The sequence below is a fragment of the Rhodococcus sp. P4_B6 genome (genome assembly GCF_056402215.1).
This window is the reverse complement of the sequence record NZ_JBFUHV010000046.1, coordinates 36,692-58,406: the sequence shown is the minus strand read 5'-3', so window position 1 is coordinate 58,406 and position 21,715 is coordinate 36,692. Positions and strand designations below refer to the sequence as shown.

Genomic DNA, 21,715 nt, shown 5'->3' with positions numbered 1-21,715 from the left:
GGTCTTCCCGACGCCCCCGATCCCGGTCAATGTCACCAGCCGGGACGCGGACAGCATCTTCTTCGTCTCGCCCACCTCGTGGCGACGGCCGACGAAACCGGTCAGGTCCACCGGCAGGTTTCCGGTCCGGCCTCGGCCCCGGACCGGCATCGAATTGCCCGAACCACCGCCCGATCGTGCCTTCGCGTCGGGCGGCGGCACGGGCATCGGGGTGAGTTCGGTCGGGCGGCCCGCGGGCCCGGCTCGATTGGATTCGTCGTTCATGGATTCTTCGCTGATCTCGGTGGGCCGCTACCGTGCCGGTCAGACGACGAGCGTGATGCGGCGTCCCAGCTGGCGGTCGTACTCGTGGTGAGCAGCCTCGATCTCTGAGAACGTGAACGTTGTCGAGCCGGGGAGGTCGAGCTCACCGGCGGCGAGGAGTTCGGCGAGTGCGTGCAACATCGCGCCGGACTCGTGGGTGATCACCAGCGTCGCGCTCTCCGGCGACACGCTGTGGGGCGGGCTTCCCGGGACAACGGTGACGTAGTGCCCCCCGGGCCGTAACGCGGCGGACAGGTCAATTCCTGCGGTGTCGATCACTGCGTCGACGCGGGAGACCGGCAGTGAGCCGATATGTACTTCCTCGGCTACACCGGTCGGCAATGATTCCGCCTGCTCGGCCCGCCGAACCAACGCGTGCGCGCGGTATCCGCGGAGGTGGAGAAGCTGCAGGGCGATACGTCCGACCGCGCCGGCGGCTCCGGCGACGAGCACGTCGGATCCCGGAGTCAACTGCAGAGCATCGACGGCCTGCATCGCTGTCAAGCCGGGTAGGGGTAACTGGGCAAGGATGGCCGGGTCGACGTTTTCGGGGGCACGGGCAAGGGACGTCTCCGGGAGGCAGACGAACTCCGACCATGTCCCGTTTCCGGTGACGGCCGACGTCGAGGCACCAATGACCCGATCACCGGGCAGAAACCGGCCGGCATTCGGGCCCGTCTGTTTTACGGTGCCCACCAGGTCGTATCCGAGCGTGAACGGCGCAGTTCCCTGAGGTGTGATCATCCCGCTACGAATCTTCACGTCCGCGGGATTGATCGCCGATGCTTCGAGGGCGATGAGTACTTCACCCTCACCCGGACTGGGGACTGGAATATTTCGCACCTGGAGCACATCGATGTATCCAGGAGAATCGAACTGAACAGCGAACATGGTTCATACCTATTCTTGTGTGAAACGAGACGATGTCGGGCTGTGGCGCAGAGAACGCACGGCGTGGCCGCGCAGCCGGGGCGACCGGGAGGCTCGCAGTGAGCCACCCGGTCGCCCGCGGCAGGACGTGGGCCGGTGCACACGTCYGACGGCGCTCGGCTATCGAAGCGACCGCAGGCCCACGCGAATCTCTTCAGCCAGGAGCTGTGGCTGTTCCCAGGCCGCGAAGTGCCCGCCCTTGTCGAGCTTGTTGTAGTGGACGAGGTTGGGATACGCCTTCTTCGTCCAACTGCGCGGTGCCTGATAGAGCTCGTCGGGAAAGACGCTCACGGCAACCGGGATGGAGACGCCCCTGGTGGCGAGGAACGCCGGGGACGTGAGTTCCCAATAGAGCCGAGCTGCGGACACCGCGGTGTTCGTCAGCCAGAACAGCGTGATGTTGTCGAGGACGTCGTCTCGCGTCAGGCCTTCGGGCTGTCCGGCGAAGGCCCGGGCGATCAGCTCCAAACTCTTCGCGTCGTGGTCGAGCATGAACGTTGCCAGTCCGACGGGCGAATCCGTCAATCCGGTCAGTGTCTGTGGGCGCGTCCCCATCTCCACGGCGTAGCCGATGTGCTGGTAGAAGAATGCCAGCTGGTCGGAGGCGGCCTTTTCGTCGTCGGAGAGATCGGACGGCAGTGGGTTGCCGGTGCGGAGCGCCTGATCGATCTCGGGTGGAACCACGGAAGCCATGTTGGTGTGAATGCCCACCAGTTCCGGCGGCGCCTGCAGAGCCATCAGTTCCGTGACGATCGCGCCCCAGTCGCCGCCTTGAGCCGCGTACCGCGTGTATCCGAGGCGCTTCATCAGCTCGATCCAGGCGCGTGCGATGCGGTCGAGGCCCCAGCCGGTGGTGGTCGGTTTGCCGGAGAACCCGTAGCCGGGCCCCGACGGAATCACCAGATGGAAAGCGTCCGATGCGTCACCACCATGAGCGGTGGGATCGGTCAGCGGTTCGATGATCTTCAGCTGCTCGATGATCGACCCGGGCCACCCGTGCGTGACGATGAGCGGCAACGCGTCCTCGTGCTTCGAGCGAATGTGAATGAAGTGAATGTCGAGCCCATCGATCTCCGTGATGAACTGCGGCAGAGCGTTCAGCTTCGCCTCGACCTTGCGCCAGTCATAATTCGACGCCCAGTACTGCGCGAGTGCCTGGCTCGTCGCGAGCGGCACGCCCTGCGAGTGATCTGCGACGGTCTCCTTGTCGGGCCACCGTGTGGCCGCGATGCGCTGGCGCAGCGCCTCGAGTTCGGTCTCGGGGAACTCGATCGTGAACGGCCGGATCGCGACTTCGGATGTGACAGACATGTGGGGTCCTTGCTGTGTTGATTGTTGGTGGAGAATGGCTTTTGGGTGGATCGGAGCGTTAGATGGGCAGCTCAGACCCGGCCTGTTCGGCGACCATGTAGGCGGCGTACCAGTCGGGCCAGTTCTCGTCGTACTGTCCGCCGTTGCGCTTCTCGTGTTCACCGTGGGCGATGGCCGCGCGGAAAAGCGCCTTCACCAGTTCGCGGTGGGAACTGAATGTTGTTGCGGCGGAGTCGATGCGGCCGGGCAGCCGGGTGGTGACTTCCTGCAACTTCCAGGTGTTGCCGTCGGGATCGTGGAAGCTGGCGTACGAGTTGTAGCTGGAATGGTCGGGGTCCGGTCCGGGGACCGGGCCGTTGGCGGTGTAGTGGAAGATGTCGCTGACATCGGTTCCGGCGGCGACCAGCTGCTGGTGGGCGGCGACGATGTCGGAGACGATCAGGAAGGCTGTGGCGGAGCCGGGTGCGGCGGTGGTCAGGTCGGTGCCGAAATGGATCGAGGTGGCGGCGCCTGGCGGGGTGAACTGGACGACGCCGGAGTCGGGCGGTGTGAAGTCTCGTCGCCAGCTGAGTTTCGTGTAGAAGTCGGTGGCGCGATCCATGTCGGAGACGGGGAGGACGAGGACCTCGAGTTTCATGTCGACGGTCGCGACCGTCGCGGTGGTGGTCGCCTCGGTGGTGCGGGTTTCGGTCATGCTCATTACTTCCTTCTGGGGATTTCTCTGGTGGGTGGTGACGGTGGGGTGGGGCGATCGACGGTGCAAACGCCCTACATCGGGGTGCTGCTGCTGTGCCAGCCGGCAAGGAGTGGGTCGCCGATGGTGGTTTCGGCGCGGCGGTCCTGCCTTTGGTCGCGTTGCCGGTCGTGCCGGCTCTGCTGCTGCATGGTGTTGTCGTGGTCGCGGGGAGTGCCATGTGCGGCGACGACGGCGACGGGGGTGGCGGCAGCTGTGGTCGCGGCTGCAGTGCCGGCGGGGATGACGCCGAGTGCGGCGGTGGCGACCGCGGCGGTGGCGAACCGCTTCCAGGAGGAGATGCTGGTGTGTGAGTTGTTCTGGTGGAGGTGCGTGCTGTTCATGCCGATAAGACTCGCAATTGCACGGCGCGTGTGACGGCGGTGATCTACGTGCTTCACTACCTGCATTTCCTACGCAGGTATGCCCCCGGTGGACCCAGCGGAGGCCGAACTACGGCTTTCGGGAATCGATGCTCTCCTCGCGGGCGATCCAGGCGGCAAGCTGCGCGCGGGATCGATGCCCGGTCTTCGTGAGGATGCGGTCTACGTGTCCTTCTGCGGTACGGGGCGAGATGACCAGCCGTTCCGCGATCTCCTTGTTCGTGAGTCCCTCCGCAACCAGCTTTCCCACTTCTTTCTCACGAGGGGTGAGCTTCACCTGCGCTGAAGGAGTGTCCTGCGCCGCCGGCTTGGACGTGCGCTTTTGCAACGCGAATTCGATCGACGCGAGGTGTTCGAGGCGTTCACCGGCCTGGGATTCTCGCTCGAACGCAGAGTCACCCAGCAGCTGACGGGTGCGATTCTCGTAACGAGTTCGTGTGCGGATCAACTCTTCGTTTCCGAAGAGCGGAGAGCTCCCCATCTCGCCACACAGAGTGCGCCCGATACCCAGCAGACGTGCGGATCGAGCGGGATTGCCTTCCTCGATCGCGATCCACGCAAGAATCTCGGTGCATGCACTCACACCCAACCAGTCGCTCAGTGACTGCTTCAGTTCGATCGCTTCTTTCAACGAATCCGAAGCTTGCGGGTACTTGCGCTGGGTCCACAGTGCGAGTCCGCGCGCCCACAGCGCCCATGACGTCGAGAACCGCTCCGGCAGCGCTTTGCCCTGGGCGATGGTTTCCTCCGCCGAAGCAAGGGATTGTTCGAGGTTGCCGGACAGGCAGTGCACGAAAGCCAATTGGGCGCCGCCCAACAGTGTCAGGGAGTTGACTTCCCCTGACTCGGCGTGGTGTGACATGCCGGCGGTGAGAAGCTCCAACGCTTCTTCGAGATTTCCGTCGATCTCCTCCGCCGCGCCTCTGAACTGAAGCGCAAACGCCTGGGCGGTTCGATCACCGACCGATTCCGCGACGTCGCTGCATTCCAGCAAGTAGCGCTTGGAGGTCGTGATGTCGCCCTGAATCATTGCGTACCAACCGATCACCCAGAGCGCTTTCGCCCTCTCGCGGCTCGGCTGGCGGTCGGCCTCCAAGGCCCGGGTCAGCCAGTACCGCCCGTCTCGTAGCAGGCCACTCGCGTTCCAGAAGAACCACAGCGAACCTGCCATCCGCAGACCGGTTCGGGCCTCGCCTGGGGTGGACAGGCAGTACTCCAGCGCCGACCGCAGGTTCGCACGCTCGTGCCGGAGGCGACGGTTCCATTCCAGCTGGCCCGATGCCAGTGACTGAGCCTCGCTGCGTTCCGACATCCGCAGGAAATAGTCGCGGTGATTCCTGTGCCACTTGTCCTGGTCACCTTGCTCGGCAAGTCTCTCGACCGCGTAATCCTTGATGCTTTCCAGCAACTTATATCGAACCGTGGATCCGGACTGAACGGTGGAAATGACCGATTTTTCGACAAGAGTGGAGATCAATTCGAGAGCATCCGGAACGATGTCCGGATCAGTGCACACGCTCTCGACTGCATCGAAATCGAAACCGCCCGCGAAGACCGACAGCCGCGCCCACAGGACTTGTTCCTCCGGCGAGCACAGATCGAAGCTCCAATCGATGGCGCCACGCAGCGTCTGATGCCGCACCGGACCGCCACGGTTTCCCCGGGTCAACAGATCGAACAGTGCGCCCTCCCGTGACAGGACGCGGTCGAGGGGAAGGGACCTGATCCGGACGGCTGCGAGTTCGATGGCCAGAGGGATGCCGTCCAGCCGCCGGCACAGACGGGCAACCCCCAGGCGGCTCTGGTCGTCGAGGGTGTATCCGGGGACGACGGATGCGGCGCGTTGCTCGAAAAGATCGACCGCCTCGGAATGAAAGCTCTTTCCGTCTCGTCCCTCGACGAGCTGAGCTTCATCTAGAACCGACATGGGAGGAACCTCGAACACGGCCTCACCCAGCACACCGAGCGGTTCCCGACTGGTTGCCAGGATCTGCACGCGGTCCGACCGCCGAACAATGTCGGCCGCGACTGTTCCGCACGCCTCGATCAAGTGCTCACAGTTGTCCAGGACGATGAGTGCATGCCTTCCACCGAGGAATTCGAAGAGGTAGTGAGTTCCATCCGCAGTCACTCCGTCTCGAATATCGAGCGCCTCGGCAATTGCGCTGACGACAAGTTCTGGAAGGGAGATCGCGGCGAGATCCACGAACCAGATGCCGTCGGCGTAGGTTCTGCGCACTTCCGAGGCGACGCGGCACGCCAGCCGGGTCTTCCCTACCCCTCCGAATCCCGTGAGTGTCACTATCCGAGAATCCGCGAGCCGCGCCTTGACCGCGGCCACTTCATTTCGGCGTCCGACGAAACTTGTCACTTCACGAAAGAATTCGTGCGCGGTGGGAACGGGTTGGTCGGCCGCCGCCACTTTCTCCTCGCGATGGCTGTCTCCCGGTTCGGTGTGCAGTGCCATCTCGTCGACGGGAAAATTATGGAGACGTTGGGATGCGCGGAGTTGCTGACCGAGTTCCGTGGCGGAGGGGCGGCTCGCCGGGGTACCGGACATGGCATGTTCGATGATCGTGCTGACGTCCTCGGGAATGCCGTGCTTCCGTGGGTCCGGAACGGGCTCGGCCGTGATCCTCAGGAACTGGGCTACCACCTGCTCCCCGCTGCGGCGTTCGAAGGCAGCGTGACCGGTCATCACAGCGAACAACGTGGCACCGAGGCCGTAGACATCGGCAGCAGCACTCGGAGGTTCGCCGGTCACCACCTCGGGGGCGGTGAACGCCGGCGAACCCGTCACGACGCCGGCGGTGGTTTCGAACCCGCCGGCGATACGGGCGATGCCGAAATCTGACAGGGCCGGCTCGCCGTAGTCGGTGATCAGGATGTTCCCGGGCTTGACGTCGCGATGAAGGATCCCGAGGCGGTGGGCAGTCTCGAGGGCACCGGCCATCTTCACCCCGAGCCGCAGCGCTTCGTCGAGCGGGAGCGGTCCGTCGCGCCGGATCCGCGTGTCGAGTGAGTCCTGGGCGTGGTACGGCATGACGATGTACGGCCGACCGCTGTCGGTGACGCCCACATGGAGGACATTGACGACATTGGGGTGTCCGGTCAGCCTGCCCGCCGCGCGCTGCTCACGCAGGAACCGTTCCCGGTTCTCCTCGTCGAGGTCCGCGGTGAGGACCTTGATTGCCACGGTGCGGTCGAGCGCCGCCTGGGTGCAGCGGTAGACGACCCCGAAACCACCGCGGCCGACCTCTTGTGCGTCCTCGAATCCGGCGGCTGCGAGGTCCATCGCGACCGATCCCGACGCGCCACGTTGCGTCGCGAAAGGATCGATGTCAGTCATTGACTACATCGATTCTTCCGGTCCGAGCCACTGTCGAAGAAATGCATCACTGCCGGCCTCTCGCGGATGTATCCAAGGATATCGCTGCAATGACGGTGGCGTTGCGAATGGTCATGCCTGTTTCACTAGCTGCGTCAACCCAGCGCTCAATCCGCGCGAGCACCTCCGCAAGCGGGTCGCCGGCATGCCCCGCTCCGGCAGTAGTTCGCATCCTCGAACCCGTCGCTTGTGAGGCCGGTCCGACCGCCTTCGGCCTATATCGGGCACGGGCCGCGGCAGAGGAACGCGGCCCGTCACCGCGCGTCGCAATATCGACACGCTCATCAACCAACTCTTGACGAAGTGCATGGCGCCGCCGGGGTAACTCCGCGGCGGCGTCCTATCTTGCCCACTTGACACATTCGCCTACACATCAGGTGTCATCACGGTCGAACCTGTGTCGCGAGGTGGGGGTGGTGGCGTCCCTGCAGACTGTCCATCCGCTGCGACGGACGACGGTGGTGCCCGGAGGACGGTCCGCGGAGTCCTTCCCACTCGGGGAATGCGACCGGCCTGCGACTCGTGAGGTGACCGGTGTTGCTGGTGAGATCGATCAGGCACCGGGCAGCGCCCTGCACGGAGAGGTGGTGCCTGCGCGCCACGTCGAGTAGTTCGTCGAAAGCCTGGGCATCGCTGTAGCCGCGTCTGGTGATCAGGACCGCCTTCGCAGTGGTCACGAGTTCACGGTCCGACGGCCCCCGGCGCCGGTCGAGGAAGCTTCGGGCGGACCGCACGGGGTTCGAGATCTCGGAATTCAACATCTGGCATCACCTTCGCCTACGACATTCCCCGGGTGGCGGAGTCGTAAACGGATAYGGTCGCATTCCCGTCCCCGTTCACCGAGGATGGGGATACAGATCAGCTCGACCGGGCACACTGCGGCCGCCGATCGTCGGCCGATCGTTCCCTTGAGCCAATCTTAAAGAACCTCGTAGTTCAGGTTGGTTGTTCGTCATTCCGGCACTGTGCACACTCAGCTGGTCACAGTTGTGACGAGTGTCGAGACGCGGAAGGAAGAACGTGATGAGCGCCCATGGCCCCCTGTTCTCCTCCGCTGCGTTCCACTGTTGTCGCTGATCTCGTGACCGGGCGCCTGCGGGCACCCGATTCGGAGTTCGTACCTCCGATCCCCTGATCGTCCCGTCCGCCCGACCGTCGTCGGGGTGGATTCGGCGCCACGCGCGTGTCTCGTCTTCCTTCCGTTCGTCCATGCATTGAGGAGTTCCGTCAGATGACCCGAAGATTCGTCGGCAGAGCAACAGCTCTGATTGCGGCTACGGCCGCCGCAGCACTGGTGCTCACCGGGTGCGCCGCATCCCAGTCGGTGGCCTCCTCGAACGTCGGAGGGGATCCGGTTCCCGGCGGGACCCTCCGGTTCGCCGTCCTGGACGCGCCGGCGAACCTCGATCCGCATTCCGGTAGCTCGTACCCGGAGTCGCTGATCACGAGCAACATCAGCGACAAGCTCGTCTATCAGAATCCCGAATCGGGTGCTCTCGAGCCCTGGCTGGCGACGTCCTGGGACGTCAACGAGACTCTGACGGAATTCACGTTCCACTTGCGGAACGACGTCACGTTCAGCGACGGCACGCCGTTGACAGCGGACTCGGTGAAGGAGAACTTCGACCTCCTCGGTTTCGGCAACAAGGAACTCGGTGTCGTCCCGGTATCCGCGTACTGGGGCGGGTACGTCGGCACGGAGGTGATCGATCCGAGCACCGTGAAGGTCACCCTCGACAAGCCGAGTGCCGGTTTCCTCCAGGGTCTCTCGATGTACTTTGCCGGGATCCTCGGGCACACGACGCTGCAGTTGAGGAAAGAGGACCGCGCGCTTCCACAGAACATCGTGGCGACCGGGCCGTTCGTCGTGACCGAACACGTGTACCAGGAGAAGACCGTCCTGCGGAAGCGGGAAGGATACAACTGGGCGCCGGCGAGCCGGGGGCACAACGGTGACGCCTACCTCGACGCCGTGGAAGTGCTCGTCATCCCGGAGGCCGGGGTCCGGACGGGGGCGTTGCGCTCGGGTGAGGTGGACGCGATCCTGGACGTCAACACGACCGACGAGGCGCCGTTGCGCGCCGAGGGCTACGAGATCGTTCCCCAGCTGATCCCGGGCCGCGATATCGCATTCGATTTCAAGACCGATCTCTTCCCGACCAACGAGCGTGCCGTGCGCGAGGCCGTCAAACTCGGCTGGAGCCGGGACGCGCTGGCGAAGACGGTACTGACCGACAGCTACCGGCCGTCGTCCTCGGTGGTCTCGGAGCGCGTGCCGGGATATGCGGACTTCAGCGATCGACTGGTCGAGAACCAGGACGAGGCGAAGCGGATCCTGGATCAGGCCGGCTGGAAGGAAGGCCCGGACGGTATTCGCGTCAACGCCGACGGCAAGCCGCTCAACCTGAGTCTGCTCGCCATCAACAACCTGGTGATCAACAAGCCCGCGTTCGAACTCATCCAGCAGGATCTGCGTGACATCGGTGTGGACCTGCAGTTGCAGGTCCTTCCCATCCCCGATTACCAGGCGGCGAGCAAGCTGCAGGGCAAATGGAACGTCCAGGTGTTCAATACCAGCCGATCGGACGTGGCGGTGCTCGAGCAGACCTACTCGCCGCTGTTCACGAACGGCGCCGCCATCACTGCGGACAACCCCGTCCGGCAGAAGGCGATCGACACGTTCCGCGCCGTCAACGAGACACTCGATCCGGCCAAGCGTGCCGCCGCGGCCGCCGCGGCGCAGGACTTCGTTCTCAACGAGGAGATCCTCAGTGTGCCGGTGTACAACCCGGCCCAGGTGACCGCGGCCAACCCGAAGGTCCACAACGTGGGCTACGAGGCACAGTCGCGAAACGTGTTCTACGACACCTGGATAGAGCAGGGCTGAACAATGGGACGGTACATCCTCGCCAAACTGGGTCAGTCCCTGTTCGTCGTGTGGGCGGCGTACTCGCTCACGTTCGTCCTGCTGTACGTGCTTCCGTACGACACCGTCGACCTCATGTTCGACCCGAGCGAGGCGGAACTGGTCAGTGACGCCGACAAGGACGCGGCGCGCGCACACTACGGTCTCGATCAGCCGGTGGTCGTGCAGTACGCCACGCGACTGTTCGGTGCGTTGCACGGGGACTTCGGGCATTCGGTGCGCACGGGGGAGAACGTGTGGTCGATGATCTTCGCGGTGTTGCCGCAGACGGCGATCCTCGCGGGTGCCGCACTGCTGCTCGCGGTGATCGTGGCGTTCGCAATTGCGCTGTCGGCGGCGTACACCCGCAGTTCGTGGCTGTCGCAGGCCATCGCGTCCCTCCCCGCGGCCGGTGTGTCCGTACCGGTGTTCTTGGTGGGGCTCGCGATCCTGCAGGTCTTCTCGTTCCAGCTGCGATGGTTTCCCCCCATCGGAAACGACGGCTTCGCCTCGCTCGTGCTGCCCGCCGTCACGCTGGCGATACCGGTGTCGGCGCCCATCGCGCAGCTGCTGCTGAAGAACATCGAACTCGGGTTGAACGCGCCCTACGTCACGGTGTCCGTCGCGAAGGGCGCCAGCCGGTTGTGGGTTCTGGTGCGCGATGTTCTCAAGAACGCGAGCCTGCCCGCACTGACGATTGCCGGACTCACCCTCGGGAATTTGCTGGCCGGCGCGGTGATCGTCGAGACCATCTACTCGCGTTCCGGCCTCGGCCGGCTAACCGAGACGGCAGTCCGCACGCAGGACGTGATGCTCGTGCAGGCGGTGGTGGTGTTCGCGGCCGTCGTCTTCGTGGTCGTCAATTTCGTGGTCGACATCGTCTATCCGCTGCTCGACCCGCGGCTGCGCACGCGGGTCCTGGCCGGCGCCGCCCCGGCGGCCGGGTAAGGAGGCACCACAGTGACCACATTCGATTTCCGCTCATCGGCCTCATCCACCGCCGACACCGCCGGCGACCGGTTCGTGCGGTTCGTGCGGTTCGTGCGGCTCGCGTCGACCGCACCGGGCCTGGTCCTGTCCTGGCTGGTGATCGTCACGGTCGTTCTCTGGGCGGTGGCGCCGGGCTGGTTCACGTCGTTCAGTCCCTACGACGGTGACGTCGACGCCAGCTTCAGCCCACCCGGTCCCGACCACCTCTTCGGGACCGACCGCCTCGGCCGGGACCTCCTCGCCCGCGTGATCTTCGGGGCGTCCACGACGCTCAGTGCGACGTTACTCGCGGTATTGGTGGGGTTCGTCGTCGGTTCGGTCGTCGGTCTGCTCAGCGGGTTCGTCGGCGGTCGCACCGATGCGATCGTCATGCGCTTCGTCGATGTGCTGCTCGCGATTCCGGCGCTCCTGCTCGCCATGACGGTGGTGACGGCACTCGGATACGGAACCTTCAATGTGGCGTTGGCGGTAGGGATCTCCGCGGTTGCGGCATTCGCCCGGGTGATGCGCTCCGAGGTGCTGAAGGTCGCCCAGAGCGACTACGTGGAGGCGGCCTACGGATCGGGAGCCGGCTTCGGTCGGGTCGTGGTCCGGCACGTGCTGCCGAACTCGGTCACCGCCGTGTTGTCGTTGGCTGCGCTCGAATGCGGTTCGGCCATCCTTGCCGTGGCGGCACTGGGCTTCCTCGGTTACGGAGCGCCGCCGCCGGAGCCCGAGTGGGGGCTCGCCGTGTCGGAGGGGCGCGACTACCTCGCCACCTACCCCTGGATCTCGATCCTGCCCGGCGTCCTGATCGCCGTGGTCGTGCTCGCCACCAACCGCATCAGCAAATCGCTAGGAGACCAGAGATGAGCGACGTCGAACAGGGGCACGGTCCACTGCTGCAGATCGACGATCTGCGGGTCAGCTACCGTACCGCTCGAGGGGCCGGGAAGACCGCCGTCGAGGGTGTGGGGCTGAGCGTCCACCCGGGTGAGTTCGTCGCCGTCGTCGGTGAATCGGGCTCGGGCAAGAGCACCACCGTCCATGCCGCGTTGCGGCTCCTGCCGTCGTCGGCGTCCATCGAGTCCGGCACGATCCACCTGGGTGGGCGGGACGTGACCCGGTGGAAGGACCGGCAGCTGGCACAGCTGCGCGGTCCGTTCGTCGGGTTCGTTCCACAGGATCCCGGCACCTCGCTCAACCCGGTGAAAAGAGTCGGGGTGCAGGTCCTCGAGGCGATCCGGCTGCACCGGAAGGTCGAATCGGGTCCGGCGCGGGAGTTGGTGCTCGAAAAACTGCGCCTCGCCGGACTGAACAGTGTCGAACGGATCTACTCGCAGTTCCCGCACGAACTCTCCGGCGGGATGAAGCAGCGAGTCCTCATCGCGATTGCCCTCGCGAGTGATCCGGCACTGCTGGTGGCGGACGAGCCCACGTCGGCGCTCGACGTGACGGTCCAGAAGGTGATCCTCGACCACCTCGCGGTTCTCCGCGACACCCTCGGGCTCGGCGTCCTACTCGTCACCCACGACCTCGGTGTGGCGTTCGACCGGGCGGACCGCGTGGTCGTCATGCGGCAGGGGAGGATCGTCGAACAAGGCGAGACACGGGAGCTGGTCGAGAATCCGGGGCAGGAATACACCCGGTCGCTGATCGCCGCGGCGCCGTCGTTCCGCAGCGCGCGCCTCGGTCCGTCACCGCTCGCGCTCGCGGCGCGCGCCGTGGACGACACCGCGGCTGCGGGCCCCGTCCTGGAATTGCGCGACGTGACCAGGCGGTTCACCGTCGGGTCGGGCTCGAAGGCCTCCGAGTTCGTCGCGGTCGACGGTGTGACCGTCGGTGTGACCGCCGGTTCCACCCACGCCGTGGTCGGTGAATCGGGAGCAGGCAAGTCCACACTCGCGCGAATCGCGGTCGGGCTCAGCCGACCGGACGCCGGCGAGGTTCTGCTCGAAGGCGACAGGATCGACGGACTGTCCCACCGCCGGTTCCGGCCGGTGCGACGCAGGATCCAGCTGGTACGCCAGAACCCCTACTCGTCACTCGACCCCAAGCTCAGCATCGAGCAGATCATCACGGAACCTCTGGCTGCGTTCAAGATTCGGAACAATCGAACCGAACGCCGCACACGGGTGGTCGAATTGCTCGACGCGGTGGCGCTCGACAGCACGTTTCTCCGGCGCAAACCCGTCGAACTGTCGGGCGGGCAACGGCAGCGCGTCGCGATCGCGAGGGCACTCGCCGCCGACCCGAGAATCGTCGTTCTCGACGAGGCGGTCTCGGCCCTCGACGTCTCGGTTCAATCGCAGATCCTGCAACTCCTCGTCGACGTACAGGCCGAATTCGGGCTGACGTACCTGTTCATCACCCACGACCTGGGCGTGGTGCGGTTGATCGCCGACGACGTCACCGTGATGCGCGGCGGGCGGGTGGTGGAGTCGGGACGTGTCGACGACATCTTCGGCGCGCCGCGCGAGGCCTACACCCGAAACCTACTGCACGCCGTACCCGGCGAGAACCAACTTCTCGCCGCTGCGCTCTGACATCCGGACAACCACCTACCGAAAAGGACATCACATGACCGACAACACCGACACCGCCGGCCGACTCACCCCCGCTCTCGTCACCCCGGTGCTCGCGGCCGCGGCCGTCAACGGCGGCGCCGTGCTCGTGGACGTGCGCAGCGACAAGGGGCGCGGAGAGAACGGCGAGGTCCCGGGAGCGATCGTTGCCGACCGCGACGCACTCGACGAACAGTTCGGACTCGACTCACCCACGAAGCACGCCGAGATCATCTCGCTCGACCAGCCGATCGTCGTCGTGTGCGGATCCATTGCGGGGTCCGGCCCGGTGGCGGAGGGATTGCTCGAGCGGGGCTTCCGCAACGTGGTGCACATCGACGGCGGGTTCGCCGCATGGAAGGACGCAGGCCTGCCCGCGAACGAGCCTGCACGGGCACACGGCGACGAGACGCGGATTTAGCGGATCTACACAAAGCGTCAAGGCTGATTGTGTTGATCGGCAACATGTCTCGATATGAGATGGGACGAGAACCTGGGCTTCCGGTCGTTCCCTTCGGGCCCGGCCGGTAGACCGTTCCGTCGGCCGTCACCCGTCCGGGTGACGGCGCTCGATCACGTCGTCCGAGGAGACCCTTCATGACCGCTGTTACCCTGACCGGCCGCGTCAGCGACCATTCCACCGCCGTGGACCGTTCCCTCCCGCGGTTCCGGGAGATCTTCGCGCGCATCGCCGCCGGCGCGGCGCAGCGCGAACGCGCCCGGGAGCTGCCATACGCGGAGGTGGCCGAGCTGTTCGCCGCGGGGTTCGGTGCTCTGCGCGTCCCGGTCGAGTTCGGTGGCCACGGGGCGACCCTGCCCGAGCTCTTCGAACTCCTCGCGGAGCTCGGGCAGGCCGATTCCAACATTCCGCAGATCCTGCGGGGGCACTTCACCACCGTCGAAATCCTCCGCAACCTGGACGACGGACCGGTTCGGGCCCACTGGCTGGAAAAGATCGGTGCGGGAGCGGCATTCGGCAACGCACAGTCGGAGCCCACCGGCCGGGGAACGTTCGACATCTCGACCACCGTCACCGACCACGACGGTGAGGCAGTGGTATCCGGCGAGAAGTACTACACGACGGGAACCCTCTACGCCGACTACATCCGGGTCGCCGTGACGGACGGCGATGCGCGGCGCCGTTTCGTGGTCGTGGCGGCCACCGCGGCGGGTGTCGACCGTATCGACGACTGGGACGGGATCGGTCAACGGCTCACCGCCAGTGGAACCACGAAGTTCGAGGCGGCACCGGTCGCAGAATTCGGCGAGTTCGGGCACCGCCCGGGATTCCTCGACCAGCAGTCCTCGTTCGTGCAGATCGTGCACCTGGCGACGCTGGCGGGGATCAACCGCAACGTGCGAGACGACGCAGTGGAACTCGTGCGCAGCCGCACCCGGACGAGTCTGCATGCGCCGTCCGATGCGGCGACGTCGGACTACGCGGTCCTCGGCGTGGTCGGGAAGATCGCGAAGAACGTTCTGGTCGTCGACAGCATCCTGCAGCGGATCGCGCAGGAACTCGAAGACGTCAACGCACGGTTCGCGGCCGAGGGGCCCACCCGCGACCTGTTCGCGGAGGTCTTCGTGAACACGTCCGCGGCGCAGATCGCCGTGATCGACGCGGTCCTGGACTCCGCCAACCTCATTTTCAACGCGGGTGGTTCCTCCGCGGTGCGAGAGGGACGCAATCTGGACCGCCACTGGCGGAACGCCCGCACTCTCGCCTCACACAACCCCGTGGTCTACAAGCCGACGGTCATCGGCGACTACCTGGTCAACGGCACCACACCCAAGTCGTTCGCCGACCGGTACGGCGAGCCGAAGAATTCTTGATCGCCGCTCCATCCCCGGAAAGTGCTTTGGCGTCGAGGATCGAGTGCGCGCGACAAGGTGTACTGAACAGAATCGTCGTGATCACAAACCTGTGCTGAACGGTCGCCGGTGGGCAGGATGGAATACGGTCGACCGGAGATCCCGCGCGACCGGCCGATCTACCCACGAGGACCACCTGTGTATGACATTCGACGGTTGATTCTGCTCCGCGACCTCGCCGAGCACACGACGATGACGGCTGTGTCCGAACTGCACGGGATCACCACGTCCGCGGTGTCCCAGCAGTTGAGGATCCTCGAGGACGAGGTCGGCGCGGTCCTGACCCGCAGAGAGGGGCGCGTGCTGCGTCTCACCCACGCGGGCCGGGTGCTGGTCGATCACACATCGAGAGTCGTTGCCGCACTGGAAGAAGCGGAGAGCGCCGTCGCGGCGACGGGAGAATCCGTCACCGGCGTCCTCACTCTGGCGACGTTCCAGACCGCCCTGACCCGGCTCGCGCTGCCGGTGGCCACGCGACTGGGTCGAGAGCACCGCGGATTGCGGGTGCGACTCATCGACGCGATGCCGGTCAATTCGGTGCCTGCCGTCCGGCAGCAGGAAGTCGATCTGGCGATCACCTACACCTACTCGTTCCGTGCACGCGACCTTCCCGCCGGTCTCGCCTCGGAGTTCCTGTTCGACGACCCACTGGTGCTCCTGGCTCCGACTCCGTTGCGGGAGCGCGCGAGGCAGCACGGGCTCGGCGCGGTCGCCGACGTGGATTGGATCGCCGCCTCCGACGGGGCACCCTCCATCGTGTCGGTGATGTTCGCGTGCCGTCAGGCCGGATTCACGCCCCGGATCGAGCATCGGTGCGGCAGCTTCACGGGGATGGCGGAAATGGTCGAAGCCGGTTTCGGGGTGGCCGTGGTCCCCGAGATGGCGGTCTCCGAGGCCCACCGGCACCTCGTCGCGTGCCCGGTCGCCAACGGCGCGCGGCAGATCGGCGTCACGTACCGTCAGGCGTCGATCGAGCGCCCCGCGGTGGCCGCGGCCATCAGGGCATTGCGGATGGTCGCGGGACCACTGCAGCTCGCGTCGTGAACCGTCTGCGGTCGTCCGACCCGGTTTGAGGATTTCTTAACGAATCTCTTAGCGTCACTGGCTTGTTCGCCTCACCTTCCCGCTCGATACTGAAGCACGTGACCATGAGTTCGCAACTGCACCTGAATATTTCACTTCTCACACCCGGGCACTTCCGCGGCTCCTGGCGGGTGGAGGGCAACAACCCCGGCGATTTCGTGGATCCGGCGCACTTCCGTCGTCTCATCCGGATCGCCGAGCGCGGACACCTCGACGCCGTTTTCGTCGGTGACAGTCCCGCGCTGTCCTCGGACATTCACCACGCTCCCGGCCTCGGTCTCGATCCTGTGGTCATGCTGGCCGATGCGGCCGCCGGAACGGAACACATCGGGGTGATCGCGACGGGATCGTCCACCTACAACGATCCCTACAACCTGGCCCGGCGATACCTGTCGCTCGACCATCTCACGGGCGGTCGGGCCGGGTGGAACGTGGTCACCACCCAGCATCCAGCGGCGTCCGCCAATTTCGGGTTCTCGGAGCCTCCCGATAAGGACGAAAGATATCGCAGAGCAGACGAATTCGTCGATGTCGTGGCCAAGCTCTGGGACGGGTGGGAAGCCGGCGCGATCATCGGGGACACCGAGAGCGGGCGGTTCGCCGACCCGGACCGGATCACTCCTCCCGGCCATCGTGGTCCGATCCTGTCGGTCGCGGGCCCGTTGCCGCTGCCGCGCTCACCACAGGGCATGCCGCTGATCGTGCAGGCAGGCGCGTCGGAAGGCGGCCTCGCCCTGGCGGGAAAGTACGCGGATCTCGTGTTCTCGGCAGCACAGACCGTCGACGTCGCGAGGAACCTCAGGACCGACATCCGCGGCAGGGCGGCGGCGAACGGGCGCGACCCCGACCGGGTCAAAGTCTCGACCGGTCTCATCACCGTCGTCGGCGGCACCGAGGCCGAGGCCCGGCGGCGCGAGGAGGAACTGCGCGAGACGATTCCGCTCGAGCCGGCATTGCGGCAGCTCGCGGGACAACTCGGTCTCGATCCTGAGCGGCTCCGGCTCGACACGGTGATCAGTGCCGACGATCTTCCGGGCACGGAGTCGTCGCTGCCCCGTTCGGCCGGATTCGCCGCGAGCACACGTGCACTGCTCGCCGGCGAACCCCTCACCGCACGGCAGTTGATCCACAAGTTCGCAGGAGGGGCGGGTCACCAGCTGGCCGTCGGGACCGGCGAACAGATCGCGGACCGGATCGAAGCATGGTTCCGCAGCGGTGCCACCGACGGCTTCACGATCATGCCGGGGGACGTGGGTACCGGCCTCGAGGCCTTCGTCGAACAGGTGGTGCCGCATCTGGTGAGCCGCGGACTCTTCCGCCCCGAATACACCCACCGCACTCTGCGGGGCAATCTCGGCCTCGAAGTGACCGAGACTGCCGGCCGCACCAGGAAGGAAAGCTTCACATGACTGTCGGAGTGACCGAACCCCGCACCACCGTGCGAGGACTCGACGAAAACCGATTCCGCGAGGTTCTCGAGTTCATCGCCTCCCGCGCCGAATACCACGACCTCACCGGGGAGTTCCCGTTCGACGCGTTCGATGCGCTGCGCCGGATCGGGGCGCAGTCACTGACGGTGCCCGAGCAGTTCGGTGGGGGCGGCGCCGGAATTGCCGAGGCCGTCGAGGTGATCGAGCGCGTCGGGGCGGCGGACCCGTCGGTGGGACTGATCCTGCAGTGGAATTACACCAACCACTTGACGCTCCAACGACCCGACAACCCGTGGCCCGACGACCTGAAGGCCGCCGTGTTCCGCACAGCGGTCACCGAGGGCGCCCTCATCAACGGTCTCGCGGTGGAACGCGAACTCGGCAGTCTGTCCCGCGGAGGCGTCCCCGCCACCACGGCCACCCGCCTGCCCGACGGCAGCTGGCGGATCGACGGCGAGAAGGCCTACGGAACGGGCATCTCGGGGCTGCACTGGTTCACCGTCACAGCCACCACCGCGGATCCCCAGCCGAAGGTGGCCACGTTCCTGTTCGACCGCCAGGCCACGGGCTGGCGGGTAAAGCAGACGTGGGACCACCTCGGGCTGCGCGCGTCGGACACGCAGACCGTGATCTTCGACAATGCCCGGATTCCGCACTCCCGGTTGGTGGATCTGCGCGACCCGAACGACGGCACCGGCAAGGTCCGCAGTGCAGGCAGGCAGGCGCTGCCCCTGCTCCTGGCCGCCAACTACAACGGGGTGTCGATCGCGACGAGGGACTGGCTGGTCCGGTACCTCCACACCCGAGTGCCCACCGCGCTGGGCGCGCCGCTGGCCACGGTGCCGCGCTTCCACGACCGCGTGGGGGAGATCGAAGCGCAACTGCAGACCAGCCGTGCACTGCTGCGGCACGCGGCGGCGGTAGTGGAGACCAACAGCGCCCTGCCCGCGTTGGCGAAGCACGTGGCGACGACGACGGCGATCCGGATCACCGAGTCAGCGCTCGACCTCACCGGGAACCCGGGACTGTCTCGCAGCAACCCACTCGAACGACACCACCGCAACGCCATGGTGGGCCGGATTCATTTCCCGCAGAGCGACTTCGTCGTCGCCAACCTCGGCAAGTCCGCCATCGCAGCGGGCGCGCCGGCCGAGGAGGAGCAGTGAGCAGGCACGTTCACCTCAACGTCAACATTCTCAACGCAGGCGTCTTCGGTGGGTCCTGGAGGTTTCCCGGAACCGATCCGCTCGCCTCCTTCGGGCTCGACCACTACATCGACATCGCCCGGAAAGCGGAGGCAGCCAGGCTCGACGCGATCTTCCTCGCCGACGGTCCGGCGATCCGGGAAGACCTGCGCTACCGGCCGTTCAACAGCCTCGAACCGTCCGTCGTGCTGGCCGCGGTCGCCGCTGCGACGGAGACGATCGGTCTGATCGGCACACTGTCCTCGACCTACAACGACCCGTACGACGTCGCACGGCGTTTCGCCACACTCGACCAGCTCAGCGGTGGCCGGTCGGGCTGGAACGTGGTGACCACGGCGGGCAGGGAACCGGCGCGCAACTTCGGCTTCGACGACGAACCCGACCACGCCGGCCGCTATACCCGGGCCGCCGAGTTCGTCGAGGTGGTGCGGAAACTATGGAACAGCTGGGAGCCCGACGCCCTGGTGGGCGACAAACCGGCATGGCGATTCGCCGACCCCGACAAGATCCACCGCACCGACCACCACGGCCCCCACTTCGACGTCGCCGGACCGTTGAACGTTCCGCGCTCACCACAAGGGGAGCCGGTGGTGGTGCAGGCCGGTGCATCGACGAACGGGCGGGCACTCGCCGCCCGAGTCGGTGAGGTGATCTTCACGGCCGCGCAGACGGAACAGGAAGCTGCCGAGTACTACCGAGACGTCAAGGCCCGCGCCGTCGGTTACGGGCGCAGGGCCGAAGACGTCGTGGTCCTGCCGGGCCTGTCGACCGTGATCGGCAGCACCGAGGCGGAAGCGCTGCGCCGCCGCGACCTACTCGCCGAACTCGTGCCGCCCGAGTATGCGCTCACCCGACTGGCGGGTCAGCTCGGCGTCCCCGAGGACGCGCTGGTCCTCGACGGGCCTCTGCCCTGGCACCTGCTGACGGCCGCGGACGAGGCAGGCGGCTCGCAGACGTTCTACAAGATCGCCGTCGGACTGGCGCAGCGCGAGAATCTGACAGTTCGCCAACTACTGCGCCGACTCGGCGGCGGCGCCGGGCACCGCATCGTCACCGGCACCCCGGAGCAGATCGCCGACGCGATCCTGGACTGGGTGGACAAAGGCGTCGCCGACGGGTTCAACCTGATGCCCGACGTGCTGCCCAGCGGATTCGACGATTTCGTCGACCATGTCGTCCCGATCCTGCAGCGCCGCGGCCGGTTCCGCACCGAGTACGAGACGACAACTCTGCGCGGGCACCTGGGCCTGAAGATCCCGGCTCACACCGTGCCGACCTCGACGGACCGGGTGGTGGCGTGATGGGCGGAGTCGACGGTCGCTCGCTGCACTTCCTCGTCAACGTCGGAAGCGCCGGATATCACCCGGCCGCCTGGCTGGATCCTGAGCTGGCACCGGAGTCGTTCATCAGTCTCGACCATTACCGCCGGGTGGCCGCCGTGGCGGAGCGCGGACTCCTCGACGGATTACTGTTCCCGGACATCCCAGTACAGCAGCCGGGCATCGCCCGCGGTCCCGCGGCCACACTGGACCCGATTCTGCTCACGAGCGCTCTGGCCGTGTCGACCGAACGTGTCGGGCTGATCCCGACCGCCACGTCCACACTGAATCTGCCGTACAACCTGGCGCGCAGAATTCTCTCGCTCGATCATGTGAGCGGCGGCCGGGCCGGGTGGAACGTGGTCACCACGTTCGAGCCGAACGCCGCCCGTAACTTCGGCATCGAACATCTCCCCGAGCGCGACGAACGCTACCGGCGTGCCGGCGAGTACGTCGAACTGACGAAGAAGCTGTGGGACAGCTGGGAAGACGACGCACTGATCGGCGACCAGGCGTCGGCACGCTTCGCCGACCCCGACAAGGTGCATGCCGTGGATCATCGCGGCGAGTTCTTCACCGTCGCCGGGCCCCTGAACGTCACCCGTTCCCCACAGGGCCGACCAGTGCTGGTGCAGGCGGGTTCGTCCGCTCAGGGCAAGGCTTTCGCGGCGGCCCATGCGGAGGCGATCTATGCCACCCAGTTCGGGCTGGGGCCGGCGCAGCAGTTCGCCCGGGAGATCCGGTCGGCCGCGACCGCGGACGGTCGCGACCCCGCCCAGATCCGAATCCTGCCCGGACTCGTCCCCGTCGTCGCCGGCACCACCGCGGAGGCGTCCGGCAAGTTCGACATCCTGCAGTCGCGCTTGCACCCGGACAGCGCCCCGGTGCGGGCACTCGCCCGGTGGCTGGGCTACCCGGACGAGGACCTGGACCTGGACGCACCGCTCCCCGAGCGGCTGTCGACACTGCCGGAGAACAGGGTCGGACCGCAGGGCTTCTTCGCGTCGCTGACCCGGTACGCCGCCGACACCGGGCACACCGTCCGGCAGCTCCTGTCCGAGTTCCTCGGTGGGCACCGCGTGGTGGTCGGTACTCCGGAGCAGGTGGCCGATCATGTCGAGACGTGGTGGCGGTCGGGCGCCGTCGACGGGTTCACCGTCATCCCGGCCGTTCTGCCCTCGTACCTGGAAGACTTCGTCGACCACGTCGTCCCGATCCTCCAGGCCCGCGGGCTCTTCCGCACCGACTACACCGGCCGCACACTCCGGAGCCACCTCGGTCTCCGCGAACCGATCAACACGTTTTCCCGCAGATGATTGC

At 66.2% G+C, this 21,715-nt stretch carries 18 protein-coding genes; 11 read left to right on the top strand and 7 right to left on the bottom strand.

From position 1 onward, the window contains the following. The 7 genes from AC1DWT_RS22225 to AC1DWT_RS22195 form a co-directional block, all read right to left on the bottom strand. Positions 1-264: hypothetical protein (locus AC1DWT_RS22225; protein ID WP_477922223.1), on the bottom strand; the 264-nt coding region annotated here is incomplete at its 3' end. Between the two features lie 39 nt (positions 265-303). Next, positions 304-1,194, bottom strand: coding sequence for an NADP-dependent oxidoreductase (locus AC1DWT_RS22220; protein ID WP_206012524.1), 891 nt, complete (start codon positions 1,192-1,194; stop codon positions 304-306). Positions 1,195-1,353: 159 nt separating this feature from the next. After that, the gene (locus AC1DWT_RS22215) at positions 1,354-2,544 is read right to left on the bottom strand and encodes an epoxide hydrolase family protein (RefSeq protein ID WP_206012523.1); all 1,191 of its coding nucleotides are present in this window, start codon (positions 2,542-2,544) and stop codon (positions 1,354-1,356) included. Between the two features lie 58 nt (positions 2,545-2,602). After that, the gene (locus tag AC1DWT_RS22210) at positions 2,603-3,238 is read right to left on the bottom strand and encodes a VOC family protein (protein WP_241031260.1); all 636 of its coding nucleotides are present in this window, start codon (positions 3,236-3,238) and stop codon (positions 2,603-2,605) included. A 74-nt stretch (positions 3,239-3,312) separates the two neighbouring features. Beyond that, complete coding sequence (locus AC1DWT_RS22205) at positions 3,313-3,621, bottom strand: hypothetical protein (protein WP_095863832.1); 309 nt, start codon at positions 3,619-3,621, stop codon at positions 3,313-3,315. 109 nt (positions 3,622-3,730) lie between these two features. Beyond that, a complete protein-coding gene (locus tag AC1DWT_RS22200; RefSeq protein WP_095863833.1) occupies positions 3,731-7,009 on the bottom strand; it encodes a protein kinase domain-containing protein in 3,279 nt (1,092 codons plus the stop codon). 422 nt (positions 7,010-7,431) lie between these two features. Further along, the gene (locus AC1DWT_RS22195; RefSeq protein ID WP_072941321.1) at positions 7,432-7,809 is read right to left on the bottom strand and encodes an ANTAR domain-containing protein; all 378 of its coding nucleotides are present in this window, start codon (positions 7,807-7,809) and stop codon (positions 7,432-7,434) included. Between the two features lie 470 nt (positions 7,810-8,279). On the opposite strand from AC1DWT_RS22195, the gene AC1DWT_RS22190 reads away from it, so the two are divergent. The 11 genes from AC1DWT_RS22190 (at position 8,280) to AC1DWT_RS22140 (ending at position 21,711) form a co-directional block, all read left to right on the top strand. Continuing rightward, positions 8,280-9,935: an ABC transporter substrate-binding protein gene (locus AC1DWT_RS22190; RefSeq protein WP_241031259.1), complete on the top strand. Its 1,656-nt coding sequence runs from the start codon at positions 8,280-8,282 to the stop codon at positions 9,933-9,935. A gap of 3 nt (positions 9,936-9,938) precedes the next feature. Next, entirely contained in the window at positions 9,939-10,901 is a 963-nt protein-coding gene (locus AC1DWT_RS22185) for an ABC transporter permease (RefSeq protein ID WP_072941319.1), read from the top strand. 12 nt (positions 10,902-10,913) lie between these two features. Further along, a complete protein-coding gene (locus AC1DWT_RS22180; RefSeq protein ID WP_206012522.1) occupies positions 10,914-11,795 on the top strand; it encodes an ABC transporter permease in 882 nt (293 codons plus the stop codon). Next, positions 11,792-13,468: a dipeptide ABC transporter ATP-binding protein gene (locus AC1DWT_RS22175; protein ID WP_206012521.1), complete on the top strand. Its 1,677-nt coding sequence runs from the start codon at positions 11,792-11,794 to the stop codon at positions 13,466-13,468. Before AC1DWT_RS22180 ends, AC1DWT_RS22175 begins: the two co-directional genes overlap by 4 nt. A gap of 34 nt (positions 13,469-13,502) precedes the next feature. Then, the gene (locus AC1DWT_RS22170; RefSeq protein WP_072941313.1) at positions 13,503-13,907 is read left to right on the top strand and encodes a rhodanese-like domain-containing protein; all 405 of its coding nucleotides are present in this window, start codon (positions 13,503-13,505) and stop codon (positions 13,905-13,907) included. Positions 13,908-14,083: 176 nt separating this feature from the next. After that, positions 14,084-15,319, top strand: a complete 1,236-nt coding sequence (locus tag AC1DWT_RS22165; protein ID WP_072941310.1) for an acyl-CoA dehydrogenase family protein — start codon at positions 14,084-14,086, stop codon at positions 15,317-15,319. 177 nt (positions 15,320-15,496) lie between these two features. Continuing rightward, entirely contained in the window at positions 15,497-16,402 is a 906-nt protein-coding gene (locus AC1DWT_RS22160) for a LysR family transcriptional regulator (RefSeq protein ID WP_072941308.1), read from the top strand. Positions 16,403-16,506: 104 nt separating this feature from the next. Next, the gene (locus tag AC1DWT_RS22155) at positions 16,507-17,850 is read left to right on the top strand and encodes an NtaA/DmoA family FMN-dependent monooxygenase (RefSeq protein WP_206015908.1); all 1,344 of its coding nucleotides are present in this window, start codon (positions 16,507-16,509) and stop codon (positions 17,848-17,850) included. After that, complete coding sequence (locus AC1DWT_RS22150) at positions 17,847-19,037, top strand: acyl-CoA dehydrogenase family protein (RefSeq protein ID WP_083395854.1); 1,191 nt, start codon at positions 17,847-17,849, stop codon at positions 19,035-19,037. Before AC1DWT_RS22155 ends, AC1DWT_RS22150 begins: the two co-directional genes overlap by 4 nt. Then, complete coding sequence (locus tag AC1DWT_RS22145) at positions 19,034-20,377, top strand: LLM class flavin-dependent oxidoreductase (protein WP_206012520.1); 1,344 nt, start codon at positions 19,034-19,036, stop codon at positions 20,375-20,377. Before AC1DWT_RS22150 ends, AC1DWT_RS22145 begins: the two co-directional genes overlap by 4 nt. Next, on the top strand, positions 20,377-21,711 hold the full coding sequence (locus AC1DWT_RS22140) for an NtaA/DmoA family FMN-dependent monooxygenase (protein ID WP_206012519.1): 1,335 nt from the start codon (positions 20,377-20,379) through the stop codon (positions 21,709-21,711). The genes AC1DWT_RS22145 and AC1DWT_RS22140 overlap by 1 nt, the downstream gene beginning before the upstream one ends. Positions 21,712-21,715 lie beyond the last annotated feature (4 nt).